General features: G+C 58.6%; 10 protein-coding genes. All 10 read left to right on the forward strand.

Features of this window, described 5'->3' with window-relative positions; translation table 11 throughout:
- The first annotated feature begins 25 nt into the window (after positions 1–25).
- Positions 26–1,615 (forward strand): M66 family metalloprotease, encoded by a 1,590-nt coding sequence (locus RMO15_RS30855; RefSeq protein WP_309722388.1) that lies wholly within the window; start codon positions 26–28, stop codon positions 1,613–1,615.
- A 131-nt stretch (positions 1,616–1,746) separates the two neighbouring features.
- Positions 1,747–4,152, forward strand: coding sequence for a heparinase II/III family protein (locus RMO15_RS30860; RefSeq protein WP_309722333.1), 2,406 nt, complete (start codon positions 1,747–1,749; stop codon positions 4,150–4,152).
- Between the two features lie 3 nt (positions 4,153–4,155).
- The gene (locus RMO15_RS30865) at positions 4,156–5,706 is read left to right on the forward strand and encodes an FAD-dependent oxidoreductase (protein WP_309722336.1); all 1,551 of its coding nucleotides are present in this window, start codon (positions 4,156–4,158) and stop codon (positions 5,704–5,706) included.
- Positions 5,703–7,307, forward strand: coding sequence for an FAD-dependent oxidoreductase (locus tag RMO15_RS30870; protein ID WP_309722338.1), 1,605 nt, complete (start codon positions 5,703–5,705; stop codon positions 7,305–7,307). The genes RMO15_RS30865 and RMO15_RS30870 overlap by 4 nt, the downstream gene beginning before the upstream one ends.
- On the forward strand, positions 7,304–8,542 hold the full coding sequence (locus RMO15_RS30875; RefSeq protein ID WP_309722341.1) for a right-handed parallel beta-helix repeat-containing protein: 1,239 nt from the start codon (positions 7,304–7,306) through the stop codon (positions 8,540–8,542). The genes RMO15_RS30870 and RMO15_RS30875 overlap by 4 nt, the downstream gene beginning before the upstream one ends.
- Entirely contained in the window at positions 8,539–9,846 is a 1,308-nt protein-coding gene (locus RMO15_RS30880) for a sulfatase-like hydrolase/transferase (protein WP_309722344.1), read from the forward strand. Before RMO15_RS30875 ends, RMO15_RS30880 begins: the two co-directional genes overlap by 4 nt.
- 76 nt (positions 9,847–9,922) lie before the next feature.
- A complete protein-coding gene (locus RMO15_RS30885; protein ID WP_309722346.1) occupies positions 9,923–11,401 on the forward strand; it encodes a sulfatase in 1,479 nt (492 codons plus the stop codon).
- A gap of 56 nt (positions 11,402–11,457) precedes the next feature.
- On the forward strand, positions 11,458–12,756 hold the full coding sequence (locus RMO15_RS30890) for a sulfatase-like hydrolase/transferase (RefSeq protein WP_309722348.1): 1,299 nt from the start codon (positions 11,458–11,460) through the stop codon (positions 12,754–12,756).
- Between the two features lie 165 nt (positions 12,757–12,921).
- Positions 12,922–14,691, forward strand: coding sequence for a sialate O-acetylesterase (locus RMO15_RS30895; protein WP_309722350.1), 1,770 nt, complete (start codon positions 12,922–12,924; stop codon positions 14,689–14,691).
- Positions 14,692–14,706: 15 nt separating this feature from the next.
- Positions 14,707–15,066 (forward strand): hypothetical protein, encoded by a 360-nt coding sequence (locus RMO15_RS30900; RefSeq protein ID WP_309722352.1) that lies wholly within the window; start codon positions 14,707–14,709, stop codon positions 15,064–15,066.
- Positions 15,067–15,092 lie beyond the last annotated feature (26 nt).

Genomic DNA, 15,092 nt, shown 5'->3' on the forward strand with positions numbered 1-15,092 from the left:
ATACTACTTGCCTAGGAGAGATGTGATGAAGAGAACTCGGCCCGACGATATTCGCATTGAGGCGGTCTATCTGGCGCAGACCCATGTGATGAAGCCCGATCAGCCCTACTTTCGCCTGACAGGCAACCGGGATGCTCTTCTCAAAGTGCACCTCGTCTCGGAGAGCAGCGCGGCGGTTCCGCCCGTGCAGGCACTGGTTCGTAGCAAGGGGGAGACGGCGATGCTCACTCTCCAAGGCCCAGCAACTCTGCCCAAAGCGTTCTCCTCCGAACCCGGCGTGGTGCAGCACAAATTAGAAGACAGCTTCACGGCGCTGATTCCCGCACGCCTGGTGCGCCCAGGTCTAAGTGTCGAGGTGCGTGCGGGCTCCCAGAGCGTTCGACATGAGCTGGCCGTCGGGGCACCAACCGTGGTGAAGATGAAGATGTTCGACATCCACTACTTCGGAAAGCCAGGGAAGGACTACCCCGAGGGTTTCTTTAAGGAGCTCTCGGCTAAGTGGCCTGTGGCAGGCTTCGAGCTGGAGCGGGTGCGCAACATTAACTTCCCCGAGCTGGTGATCCCCGGACGGCCCGCCGCAGGAGTGGCTCCCGTCAAAGTTGCTTCTCCGCAGGAGTACCTCACCAAGACCGGGAAGAAATTCGATGGCGAGCAAGCAGCGGCACTCCAGTGGGTTGGGGCGCTCTCACGGGCGGGAGGCAACCAGGATGTGGCGATGTCGTACGTCACGATCCAGGGCGTACCTGCAGGGGGGCAAGCCGGTGGCTACAACGGTGTGGGGAGTCCGAGCGTGGGGATCATGAACCACGAGCTGGGGCATGCCTTCAGCCTCCCGCACATCGGTGAGCAGAAGGACTACCCCTACCGTGGTGCGATGCACGGCATACCTCCTCCTAAAATCTTCAACGAAGTCCATGTCGGGCCGACTTGGGGCTTTGACCTGTCCTCGAAGACCTTCCTGCCGCCCACGGTTCAGCAGTCCAGCGGGCGCTGGGTGGCGGGAACCTACAAAGCCGACCCGATGCAAGGCGGCGGGAGCGGCGACCAAGAGAAGCCGTTTCTCCTGCGCCACTTCTCCGACTACAATGTTCGCAGGATGCAGACGTATCTGGAGCGGAAAGTGGCGGTCTCTCGGGGAGGGCAGTTCTACAAGTGGGATGATGCCACGGGGGACTACACGCAGAAAGTACAGACCGATGGCGTGCGCTACCCCACCGAAGTGGAAGTGCCTGTTATCAGTGTGATGGCCTCAATCTCACTGGCCACCCCCGATGTGAACTTGCTTTATCCCCCCATCGGCCCCTACAAAGGCAACCGCATCCGCACCTTCGACCCCCGAGTTGCTGGTGACAGAGACACGGCTCGCGTGGCGTTCTCCCCCAAGGGCGGCTGTGATTTCTCGTTCAAGGTGACGCAAGGGAGCAAGGAGAGCCTTTACTTGTTGCCGGTCAGCGGTGATGAAGGGGGCAAGCCACTCAGCCTCGCGACGGTAGCCGTGAATCTGCGTGCCACCGATGGCCCCGTCACCGCAATTGAGTTGCTTCACACGCCCAGTGCGGACCGCATGGGGCTTCCCGAGAGCCCGAAGTTGCTGGCGCAGTGGGGGAAGAAATGAAACGTACCTCTCCCCAACCCCTCTCCCGGGCAGTCGTTCCTCCTTGGGAAAGGGGCTCAAATCCACCCTCTGGCTCCCTCCTTTCCCAGCGAGGAACGAGCGTCCGGGAGAGGAGGGCTGGGGAGGAGAGGTTGGTAGCAACACGACCGTTGATCTGGGTGACGCCCACCGACCGTGCCCCGATCCTGGCGAAGCTCGCGACGCAGCCCTGGGCAAGAGCGCACCTCGCGGCCATCCAGGAGCGGGTTAAAGTCGATGTGGCGCAGCACCAGCGTGATCGGGATGCCTATCTGCGTGGCTTTCCGCTGGTGCCTAGCCCTGCTGGAGCGCAGGCTCACCCGACTTTTGCTTACCAGGGAGCCAACGGGGCACGTACCAACATGGCAGCGCGGCAGAAGCTCATGCACTTTTCGCAAGTAGGCATTGACTGCGGCGTGCTGTATTTCTTGACTGAGGACAAGTCCTACGCCGCCTGTGCCGCGGATATCCTTGCGGTATTTACCGAGGCCATGGTGCAGCTCAAACCCTCGGAAGGCACGGGCAACGGGGGCTATCTCTACCCCAATGACCATTTACTGGAGGCACGCATTCTCGGCTCCCAGATCCCGCTGATCTATGATTTCGTGGCTCGCTATCTTCAGGCAGGAGCCCTGGTCTACGACCTCGCAGCACGAAAGCCCCAGAGTTTAAATTTTGAAAACGCTCAGACTGTGTTCCGGCGCTACGCACGGCTCGCCATAGACCATGGGCTGGTCAATAACAACTGGTCTGTGCTGGAGATGCCCTCGCTGGCGCACAATGTCCTCGCCCTCGACGATCCGGCGGAGCGAGCCCGCTTGCTGGCCTTTGTGACATCGGAGAACACACCGCGCCAGGACTCTCTTAAGAAGGTGGTGGGACACTTCAAAAATCCCGGTGAGATCTGGCCGGAGTCGTTCCAGTACTCGGGCGGGGTTTCGGCGCTGTCTACCTACCTTGTGGCCCTGATGGAGCGCCAAGGGCAGGCAGATGCCCTGACGGCAAGCTACGCCAATATCCCGCTCTCGCTGGCACGGCTTGAGGAGCTGCGCTTTCCCAACGGCGAATACATCCGCTTCGGGGATGGCCCCCGCAAGAGCAACCCGCACTACCGTCAGTTCGAGATCGCCCATGCTCTGGGGCAGCGCCTGGGAGATACCCGGCTTCAAGCGATTTTTGGAGGGCTGATTAAGGCAGGGATCGAGAGCAAGGAGTACGATCGGTCGAAGCCGGAGGGACACAGCGGCGGCCCCAACTCCTACTTTGCCCCGCTCCCTCTCCTCTGGTTCTCTCCCGAGGTCAAGGGCGAAGCGACACCGCGCCCCTCGAAGACTACCGACACACTGCCCTTCGTCGGGGCGGTGCTACAGCGCAGCCTCTCGCCCACAAAGAGTGCCAAAGATGCCTTGATGGCGGTGGTGAGTGGCGGCTCTCATGTCCACGGGCACGCGTCGGGGATGGCGCTGGAGCTCTACGGGAAGGGGCAGGTACTGGGCACCAACGCGGGTAAGGGGGAGTACACCACCGACGAGCACGAGAACTACAGGCGTCTCTTTGCCGCCTACAACACGGTGATCGTTAATGGGGCCACACAGAGCTCCGGCGGCTGGGTGGGGCTGGGAACGCAGACCGTTCAGACCATCGCGCTGGAGCCCAAGCCTGGTGCGAAGCCCCTCTCAGGGGCGTGCTCGTTCTCGCTCACCCGCTTCGCCGACGACAAGAGCCCTGGTGCAAAGGCGACGCATGAGCGGCTGGTCGCACTGATCCGAACCTCGCCGACCACGGGCTACTACGTTGATATTTTCCGCTCCCGCGCCCTGCCGGACACCCCGGAGCAGTTCCACGACTATATCTACCACAACCTCGGGGAGGGGGTGGAGCTGACGGCGGAGCAACCTGGTTTGGCGCTATCCGATGCGCCTGAGCGGTTCCGCCCGATCGCGGGTGCTGTCTGGAAGCAGAACGGGAAATACCTCTGGCCGGGCTGGCATGTCTTTCAAAAAACGCAGGCATCGGGGGCTTTTGCGGGCAGTGTCCAGGCGCATTTCCATGCCAAGTCGCTCCCCGGAATGCGGCTCTTTTTACCCGGCGTGCCTGGTCGCGAGTACGCCCGTGCGCTTGCCCCCGCCACCAAAGAGGCTCCTGAGCCCTACGAGAAGTCCCCAACCCCTGTGCTGGTCGTCCGTCAGCGCGGCCCCGCCTGGGAGCAGCCCTTCGCGGCGGTCTTTGAGCCGCTGGAGCGTGGGGAGAGCAAGGGGAGCATTGTCTCCGTCACACCGCTCACCGACGAAAAAGGGCTGGCGGGGCTGACCGTGGTCAGTGAGCTTGCGGGAAAAAAGCTGACCCAGCATCTTCTCGTGCGCTCCTGCAAGCTCGCAAAACAAGAACTGGAGCTGAGTGGGCTGTTTGGTATTGTCACTTTGGTTGAGAATAGCTCGCCGACGCTCTACTTGGGGGCGGGAGCCTTGCTGCGCTATCAGAGAACCCGGCTGACCATGCCCGGTGAGAGAAAGAGCTAGCGTATGACCTACGATGTGGTTGTTTATGGTGACTCCTGCGGGGCAGTCACGGCGGCGGTTGCGGCCAAGCGCGATGGGCGCTCGGTGATCTTGGTGAACCCGACAGGCTTTCTGGGCGGAATGAGCGCCAGCGGCCTGGGAGCGACCGACTTTCTCGGGCAGCGTGCCACGTTTGGGGGGATCGCCTCGGAGTTCTACGACCGGGTGGCCGCCGCCTACGGAGAGAGCTACGTCCGCAGCTTCGAGCCTCACGTCGGGCAGCAGGTCTTTGAGAAGCTCATCGCGGAGGCAGGCGTCCCGGTGGTCTACAACGAGAAGCTAGACCGTCGGCCCGGCAAAGGCGTGAAGAAGAAGGGGCAGCGCATCGAGGCTATCACGACGCTTAGTGGTAAGACCTACCAGGGCAAGATGTTTATTGATGCCACCTATGTTGGGGACTTGATGGCCGCGGCAGGTGTGCGCTACACCGTGGGTCGGGAGCCAGAGAGCCAGTACGGTGAGAACATGGCGGGCGTGCGGCGCGGCGACACCAAGCCACGTGTCCACTACCTCCAGGGCGACAAAGACCATTTTGTGAAAGATGTTGATCCCTATGTCAAGCCCGGCGACCCGAGCAGTGGGCTCCTGCCCTATGTTTTTGACATCAAAGGTCTCACCAACGGCCAGGGCGATAAGAAAATCCAGGGCTACAACTACCGGGTCTGCCTGACCACCGATCCCAAGCTCCACATTCCGATTGAGAAGCCCGCAGGCTACCATGCCCGCGACCACGAGCTCCTGCTCCGAAACTTCGATGCGGGGGATCTGCGCCTCCCGGCTCTGGTGGAGAAGCTCTCTGGGACGGGCTCGAAGGTGGACTGGAACAACATGCACGCCGTGGGCTCCGACCTGCCCGGTGCGAACTGGGACTACCCCGAGGCCAGCTACGAGCGCCGCCAGGAGATTGAAAAGGAGCACGAAACCTACATCCGAGGCTTCCTGTGGACTCTCTCCAACAACCCACGGGTGCCGGAGGCGATCCAAAAGCGAGCCATGGCCTACGGGCTGTCCAAGGACGAGTTCCCCGGCAATGGCGGCTGGCCCTACATGATCTATATCCGTGAGGCGCGGCGCATGGTGACCGACTACGTCATGACCCAGAACGACTGTGAGGGCAAGCGCACCGTCCCCGATCCAGTCGGGCTGGGCTCGTTTGGCATGGACTCCCACGTGGTGCAGCACTTCGTCACGGAGCGTGGGTTTGTCATCAGCGACGGTGTTATCTGGCACGTCCCGCCGAGGCCCTACGGCATCTCGTATCGCTCGATTGTCCCGCGCAAGGGCGAGTGCGAGAACCTCTTCGCCCCGATCTGCGTCTCCGCGTCGCATGTCGCGCACGGCTCGATCCGCATGGAGCCGGTCTTTATGACACTCTCCCAGAGCGCCGCGCTAGCCGCCGGGCTGGCAATAGACACCAAAAAACGCGTCCAAGAGGTGGCTTATCCTGAGCTACGGAAGCGGCTCGATACCGTCAAACAAATCGTGGAGCTCGCACAGGTGCCTAAAACGAAATGAAACACAGCCTTACTCTAATCACCCCACTACGGGTTGAGAAAGCGGATGTCGTTGTCTATGGCTCCACTCCCGGTGGATTCTGCGCCGCCATCGCTGCGGCGCGGGAAGGCGCGTCGGTTATCTTGCTGGAGCCGACGCCGCATGTCGGCGGGCTGAGTACGGGCGGGCTGAGCCACTGCGACTCCAATCAGATGCGGCGCGAGACCTTGATGGGGCTCTTCGATGAGTGGCACCGGCGCGTGGTGAAAGACTACACGGACCGTGGACTGCCCGCCCCCTACAATGCCACGCTCAAAGACGGCGCGAAATGGACGTTCGAGCCGCACGTGGCGATGCGCGTGACGATGGCGATGCTCAAAGAAGCGGGTGTCCACGTGCTGACCGGGCGCTATCTGACGGCGGTGAAAAAAGACCGCGCCCGCATCACGTTGCTTGTCACCAAGAACGGCACTTTCTCCGCCAAGGTCTTCGTGGATGGCTCCTACGAAGGCGACCTCATGGCGGCAGCGGGCGTGGACTGGACCATTGGGCGCGAGGGTCGCGCGGAGAAAGGCGAGTCCTACGCGGGCAAGCAGTATCCCAAGACAAAAATGAATATCAGCGGCCTCGACGATGCGGGTAAACTGCTCCCACTTGTCACCACCGCCGACGCTGGCCCCGACGATGCAGGCGATAAGAATGTGATGACGTATAGCTTTCGGCTCTGTCTCACCAGGAACCCGGCCAATAGGGTGCTCTTACCTGCGCCGAAAAACTACGACCCTGCACGCTTCGAGCTCGCGCGCCGTGCTTTCAAGACCGATGTTCGTGGCATTGGGCTGGATCTTTATCCACTGCCCGGCGGCAAGCTTGATGGCAACAACTCGATCCGTGGTCAGATCTCGCTCGGTCTCGTTGGTGGCTGCAACACCTGGCACAGCGCCGATGAGGCAGGCCGCGCGAAGATTTGGGAGGCACACAAGCAGTACACGCTTGAGCTCCTTCACTTTCTCCGCACCGACCTTGCCGTCCCGAAGAAAGTTCGCGACGATCTTTCCAGTCTGGGACTCTGCAAAGACGAGTTTGCAGCGACCGACCACTTCTCCCCCGCGCTCTATGTGCGGGAGTCGCGGCGCATGAGGGGGATGTACATGCTCTCCCAAAGAGATATTCTCGACTCGCCACAGAAAGACGACCCCATTGCCGTCTCCTCGTTCCCGATTGACTCTCATGACTGCCAGCGCATCGCGTTGATAGATGGCGGTGTCATCAATGAGGGCACGATCCTCCCCGTGCGTGTCCCAGGCACGGGGCTTGGCTATGCGTATCATGTGCCCTACCGCTCCGTGCTGCCGCAGGCCACTCAGTGCACCAACCTCCTCGTGCCCATCGCGCTTTCCAGCACCCATGTCGCCATGTCATCGCTACGAATCGAGGGTGCGTGGATGGCCATAGGTCAGGGCGCGGGCGTCGCGGCGGCGCTGTCGGCGAAACGAAACGTCGCCGTGCAGAACCTGCCGTATCCCGTGCTGAGAGAGCGCCTCCTTGCTCAAGGCCAGGTGCTCCCGCTGCCGCCCCCACCACCCAAAACGACCGTACCCAAAGTGCCCAGCAAACCATGATTATACTTCCACAAGCATCCTCGCCTCTGAAAGGCTCCCGCAAATACGAGCCCGACTGGGCTACGGTTGCTCCAAAGCGCATCCTCCGACACGCGGACACGAAAAACGACGCGCTCGCCAAGGCAGTTGCTGCCTTGCAGCCGGGCGACAAGCTCGTTCTTGCTGCGGGGACGTACGTTGTGGAGCGGATGTGGGACATCCGAGTCAGCGGTACGGCGGCAGCCCCGATCTGGATCGAGGCCGAAGAAGGCGCGACGGTGATCTTCACGCGACCCGATGCGAAACAGAACGTGCTCAATATCGGCCAGGGCGGCCCGGTGCACCATCTTTGCCTGCGCGGTATAGAGCTCACGGGCGGCAGTCATGGGCTACGGCTTGGGCAGTGTCGCGAGGTCTGGATTGATCAGTGCCATATCCACCACACCGGTGAGGTCTGCCTGAGTGCCAACAGCGCCAACACACGCCGCCTTTTTCTGACAAGCAATCATCTTCATCATGGCGGCGGCCACGGCGAAGGGATGTATCTGGGCGCGAATAACGGCGAGTTTGTCATGAGCGAGAGCGTGATCGCACTAAATCATGTCCACGACTGTAAAGGCTCTCAGGGCGATGGTATCGAGGTGAAACAAGGCTCGTGGGGCAATCTGATCGCCGAGAACGACATCCACGACACACAGTATCCCTGCATCACCGTGTATGGCACCGCCGGGAAGCCCGTGAACATCATCGAGCGCAATCTCTGCCGTCGGAGCGGCGATCACAACATCCAAGTACAGGGCGAGGCCATCGTCCGCAACAACGTCCTCATGAGCGCCAAAGGCTCCGGGCTGGCGAGCACGGATCACCAGGGTAAGACGCGGAACTTACAAGTCATCCACAACACCATTATCAACACGGGCAACGCCTTCAGTGGAGGCTCCTGGAACGGCCGCGAAGGGATGGTTCTCGCCAACAACATCCTCTACTCGCGCGATAAGAACGCGGTGCACTTCGCCAACGGCAGCGACGGCGTCGTGATCACCGGCAATGTTATTGTGGGCGATGGTTCCAAAAAGGGAACGGTACCGGGGCGCGGCTTAGCAGACTTTGTGAATGCCACGTGGGATGGCGAAAAACACGATGTCCGACCGGTTCCTGGGGCTCCCTTGGAGAGTGCAGACCCCAGGATGCTGGTTCCCACCGACTTCACAGGCCGACCTCGCACAAAACCTCTGAGTGGAGCGATGGCACGGTGAAATACATCTTTATCTTTGTAACCCTAATGCTGGCCGTACTGGCTGCACTCCCCGCTACCGCACAGGCGATGACAAAGCCCAATATTGTCCTCATCCTCGCCGACGATATGGGGATTGAGTGCTTGTCTGCCTACGGAGGGACATCGCTCAAAACCCCGAATCTCGATAAACTGGCCGCTCAGAGCATGCGGTTTCTTCGCTGTTTCTCCAATCCCTACTGCTCTCCCTCGCGAGCGAGCCTTCTGACCGGGCGCTATCCCTTCCAAAATGGGCTCACGACGGTTCTAGACACTCTGGATAAGGAAGAGATTTATCTGCGCCCGGACCAGCCCAGCTTCGCACGGCAGCTCAAGCAGACCGGATATGCGACCCAGCTCGTTGGTAAGTGGCACGTGGCTCTTGAACATAAGCACAACACGATCAACGAATTTGGGTTCGATCAGTACCAGACCTGGCGAATCTTTGACGAGAAAGGCGAGAAAACCACCCGCTACTGGACTCCTTATCTCATCCGGAACGGCACTGTGATCAAGGATCAAATTAAAGAGCGCTATGGCCCCGATGTAGACCTTGAGCTCTATCTCGACTTCATCAAATCAAGTGCCGCGAAGCAGCAGCCATTCCTTGCCTACTACTCCACCTGCCTCCCACACTTTCCCTGGGAGCCCACCCCCGATAGCGTCGACAAGAGCTACCGACAGCCTTACTCGGGACATAAAGGAGATCCTAAGTACTTCCCTGACATGGTGGCCTACTTCGACAAACAGGTGGGCAAGATCCTCCAAACACTGGAGGAGCTCAATATCGCCGACAACACCATCGTGATGTTCCTGGCAGACAATGGCACGGATCAGGGGCTCACTGTTCAGTGGGGAAACACTAAGAGCATCCGTGGCGGCAAGGGAACCCTGACCGACCGAGGAACCCATGTTCCGCTCGTGGTGCGCTGGCCCGGTCATATCAAGACGGGGACAACCTGCAACGACCTCATTGACTTCTCCGACTTCTTTCCGACGCTCTGTGAGCTGACAGGTGCACCGATGCCGGAGGCGAAAATTCAGGGGCAGAGCTTCGCACCCCAGCTTCTTGGCAAGACCGGTACGCCTCGGGAATGGATCCATATCCAACATGAAGGCAAGCGGCAAGTTAGAAACGGCGAGTACATGCTGAACAACAAAGGTGAGCTGCGCCCGGTTGTCGAACTGTGGCAGGAGCCTGCTAAACCTATTGAAAATAAAGACTCAGATAAGGAAGCCACTGTACGAAAATCACTACAAAAGGTATTTGATGTCTTGGGGAAATGAGACCCGATCGAGCTGTTTGCACGATTCATAAACTCGAATCACAGAAAGAACGACTATGCTTGTAAAGCACGGGAACATGCTAACTAAAATCATCATGCCTGCCCTCTGCCTTGCCGTAACGGCCCTCCCTGTTGGCTCGCGGGTTGCGATGAAAGCCCGTGCCGACAAGCCCAACGTACTGTTCATCATTTCAGATGATCTGACGGCTACGGCGGTTTCCTGCTACGAGAACAAGGCGTGCAAGACACCAAACATAGACCGGCTGGCAGCGGCAGGCACACGTTACACTCGCGCTTACTGCCAGTTCCCGGTCTGCGGGCCTTCGCGCGCATCGTTCATGTCGGGCTATTATCCGCACGCCACGGGGACCATGGGTTACACCAGCGGCAGGGAGAACATCGGAAACCGTGCCACGTGGAGCCAGCATTTCATCAACAACGGCTATCACGCCGCGCGGGTCAGCAATATTTTCCACATGGGCGTTCCGGGTGACATCGAGCAGGGATCAAACGGCGCGGATGACGCACCCTCGTGGAATGAACGGTTCAACAGCAAAGGGCCCGAATGGAAAGCGACGGGTAAGAGCGAATTGCTGGAGAACAACCCCGACGAAACCAAACCGGTTAAGGGCGGCAACACGCTGGAATATGTGAAGGCGGATGGTGACGACCTTGTTCATTCCGACGGCAAGACGGCGCAGGAGGCCTGCGCATTGCTGCGTAAATACAAGGGCGGCAAGCCGTTCTTTCTGGCGATTGGCTTTGTGCGTCCGCACGTTCCTTTTGTTGCGCCCAAGGCCTACTACGAACCCTATGACGTTTCCCACACCGTTCTGCCGGAGAAGGTGTCGGGCGATTGGGACGACATCCCCAAGGCTGGCATCAACTACAAGACCAGCAGGAACCTGAACCTGAACACTGAGCAGGAGAAGAAAGCTGTCGCGGCCTACTACGCCTCGGTCGCTTTCCTGGATGCGCAGGTCGGCAAGGTGCTCGATACTCTTCGTGAGGAAGGTATGGAGAAGAACACCATCGTCATCTTTACCTCCGACCACGGCTTCCACCTGTGCGAACACGATTTCTGGATGAAGGTCGGACTGATGGAGGAATCGTCACGCGTGCCGCTGATCATCAAAGTGCCCGGCAAGAAGCCGGCGGTGTGCAATTCGTTTGTGGAGTTGATTGACCTCTACCCGACAGCTTCAGAGTTGTGCGGCCTTGAAGTGCCGGCGCGCTTGCAGGGCAAAAGCCTCGCGAGAACAGTGGACGATCCCTCTCTCTCGGTGCGCGATGCGGCGTTTTGCGTCAACAACAACAGCTATCTGCTGCGCACTGACAAATGGGCCTTCATCCAGCACGGCGCAAAGGGGGAACTGGGGCTGCAGCTCTACGACATGACGAAGGATCCCAAGCAATACACGAACCTGGCTGGCAAGGCCGAATACAAGGACGTCGTAACTGACTTTAAGAAACGGCTCGAAGCCAGGTTAAGAGAAGTACAACAAAATGATCTGGGCGATGTCCAGCGTGTGAAAAAGGCGGCTATCCGGCGCTGAACTCGCCGACGCCTATTTCGTCTATGTGCGCCAGAATTAACCCCGCAAGGAAAAATATGATCAAAGCACAATGCCTCTTCCGACATTTTCTCGCCGCCCTGCTGTTGGTGCCGCTAGTCGCACTGCACGCTGCCGCGCAGCCACTGTCAAAACCCAATGTCATCCTCATCCTGTCCGACGACCACGGGTTCACCGATTACGGATTCATGGGACACAAGAATGTGCAGACGCCGAACCTTGACCGGATGGCGTCGCAGAGCCTGCTCTATACGCGTGGCTATGTGATGCCCGTCTGCTCGCCATCGCTGGCGTGCCTGTTGACCGGCAAACTGCCGCACCAGCACGGCATCACGGGAAATGACTTGAGCAAGGGCGCCAACGTACAAGCGAACAACGCAGGAAAGGCGGGGCGCACGCCGCTCGCAAACCAACTGCTTGGAAACACCGTCATCCTGCCCAAGGTGCTCACTGCTGCGGGCTACCTGACCTTTCAAACCGGCAAGCTGTGGAATGTCACCGCGCAGGAAGCCGGCTTTTCCGAAGGCATGACCCAGGTCGAGGGCCGGCATGGTGGCGAGGGTCTGGCGATCGGACGGAAAACCATGAAGCCCATTTTCGATTTCATTGAAAAGGCGCAGGCGGCGAAGAAGCCCTTCTTCATCTTGCACGCGCCGATGATGCCGCATTTGCCCCATGATCCGCCTGCGGAATATATTGCGCATTTCCAAGGCAAGGGACTGAGCGACAAAGCGGTGAAATATTACGCCATGATCGAGTGGTTTGATAAGACCTGCGGCGAACTCGACAGCTACCTGGTGAAAAACAATCTCGCCGACAACACGGTGATCATTTATCTGGCCGACAACGGCTGGGATGCAGAGCAAGGCGGCCGGGCCAAGCTCTCGCCTTACGAAATGGGCATCCGAACGCCCATGTTTGTCCGGTGGCCCGCGAAGGTGAAGCCGTTGCGCGATGATGAAACGCTGGCCTCCGTGATTGATTTCGTGCCCACCGTTCTGACTGCCTGCGGATTGAAAGTGCCGACGGATTTGCCCGGCCTGAATCTGCTCGACCGCCCGGCCATGACAGCGCGGAAGTCTGTCTTCGTTGAAGCCTACACGCACGACATCATTGAACTCGGCAAACCGACGAAGAGCCTCGTCGCACAAGTGGTGATCAACGGCTGGTCGAAGCTGATTATTCCCGGCACCATCAGACCGGACAAAGCTTTCGCCTCAAGTCCGAAGGGGATCGAACTGTTCGACCTAAAAAACGATCCGCTGGAGAAGTATGATCTGGCGCCGACCCGCGCCGATGAAGTGAAGCGTCTGCAAGCGATCCAGGAATCTCGTTGATTTCAAGGCGTTTGTGGAAAAGGTTCATGCGAATCTGCCGGAGGTGCGGATTGCGTATATTTCCCGCGGGCCAAGTTCCAAACCTGGCAAGACTTAAAAAATGTTGAACAACGTGAATAGGATTTAATGATGAGGAAAATTTTAGCGAGCGTAATAGCAGGGATCATGGCCGTGTTCGCCACTGGCGCCACCGGCGTGGAAGCGAAACCCCTCAAAGTCTACATCCTGGCAGGCCAGTCGAACATGGAGGGGCATGCGGAGGTACGTACTTTTGACTATATCGGCAAGGATCCGCTGACGGCACCCATTCTCAAGGAGATGCGCAATCCTGATGGAACGCCACGGGTATGTGACAAGGTCTGGATGTCCTATTTGACCGGCCCTTATGATGGCAGTGCAAATGGCGAAGGCCTGGGGAAATTGACCGCTGGCTTTGGCGCACGTGGAGATCAACCTACCAAGGATGGCGGCAAGATCGGTCCCGAGTTCACCTTCGGGATCTATATGGAAAAACGGTTGAACGAGCCAATCCTGATTATAAAGACCGCCTGGGGCGGCAGGTCACTCAATACCGAATTCCGGCCGCCCAGTGCCGGGCAATACAAGCTGCCCAAGGAAATCCAGGAACTTTGGGATAAGCATCCCCAGGGCGCCCACGGGATTCCCAAAGCCGAGGACCGGAAAAAGTGGCAGGATGAAAAGGATGCCGCCTCGGGTGTGTTTTACCGAATGATGATCGAACATGTTAAAAAGGTGCTGGCAGATCCCAAGCGGGTCTGCCCCGCCTACGATCCCAAGGAGGGATACGAATTGGCCGGTTTTGTCTGGCTTCAGGGTTTTAACGACCTGGTCGACGGGACTACTTATCCCGGCCCCGACAAACCTGGAAAATACGATGTTTATTCAGACCTGCTGGCCAAGTTCATTCGCGATGTTCGCAAAGACCTGTCGGCCCCGAAGATGCCATTCGTGATCGGTGTGCTGGGAGTCGACGGTGAGAGCAAAAATGTGAATTTCCGCAAGGCCATGGCCGCACCGGCCGACATGCCCGAGTTCAAGGGCAATGTGGTTGCGGTTGAGACTGCTCCCTTCTGGGATGATGCCATTGCTGCCGCACAGCCCAAGCAGGGTGAGTATAACAATATCGTTGGCACCGCTCACACATTGAAAAAAGATGGCACTTTCGACAGGGATTGGAAATGGGAGAATTACTGGAAGCCGGTTGGCAAGCCTCTGCCAGAGGAACGGATCTGGCGCTTCGCTACGATTGATCCCACTGAGAAGAAGGACAAGATGGAGAAATATGACGGCAGGCGATTCCGTGACATCACGCTGCCAGCCGGGATGGAGAATTGGCACATGCCTGACTTCGATGACAACAAATGGACGGAAGGCAAGGGCCCCATCGGAAAAGGCGTCTGGAAACACAGCGGAATCACCTTGGACAAATTTCCCTCAACTTGGGGTAAGGGCGAATTCCTGCTGATGCGCACAACTTTTAAAGTCGAAGACCTCAACTACGATTCGTATCGCATCGCAATTTTGGAAAGTCAAGGATTCCACGTTTATTTGAACGGACAAAAAATTCACACCTACATCTGGTGGCAGGACAAGCCGCAATACGGTTCCATCGTCCTCGGAAAAGAACAGGTCAAATTTTTGAAGAAGGGGAAGAACGTCTTAGCGGTCTATGCCAATGACCAATATGAGACTAACTCCCCAGAACATTATGCAGCGATGGATGTGCGGATTGAGGGTATCACCAAAGCAAACCAGGAGAAGCTCGATCTCGCTTTGGAGGAAGTCCTTTCGCCCAAAGACAGAGAGTCCCTCAAAGGCTCTTCCAATGGCGGTTACCACTATTTGGGCAGTGCAAAGATCTTCGCGCAGATGGGCAAGGCATTCGCAGAGGCCTTACTGCCTTTTCAGAAATAAACAGGGACAAGAGTAATGAATCATGTCCAAACACCTCTTCTCCGAATCGTCGTCTTTCTGTTGACCTCATTCGGCGCTTGCGTCCACGCCGCCGAGCCCGCCCGAAAACCGAATATCGAATACGACACCTGGCGCGTGGTTCCGGGGCAGGGTTCTTACGAGGATCCGAAATTTGTCACCGCCGCGGGAAAGGAAACGATCCCCGGCTACGCGACTGATGTCATCACGGACCTGTCGCTCGCGTGGCTGGAGAAACGCGACAAGACGAAGCCGTTCTTCTTCGCCGTGCAGCACAAGGCGCCGCATCGGGAGTGGATTCCGCCCCTTCAAGCGCCCCGTGCATTCCGATCAACCAGCAACCCAACCACAAACTGACCGCCGCAACCCGAACATCTCGTGAA

Source organism: Armatimonas sp. (assembly GCF_031410135.1).
Lineage (GTDB): Bacteria > Armatimonadota > Armatimonadia > Armatimonadales > Armatimonadaceae > Armatimonas.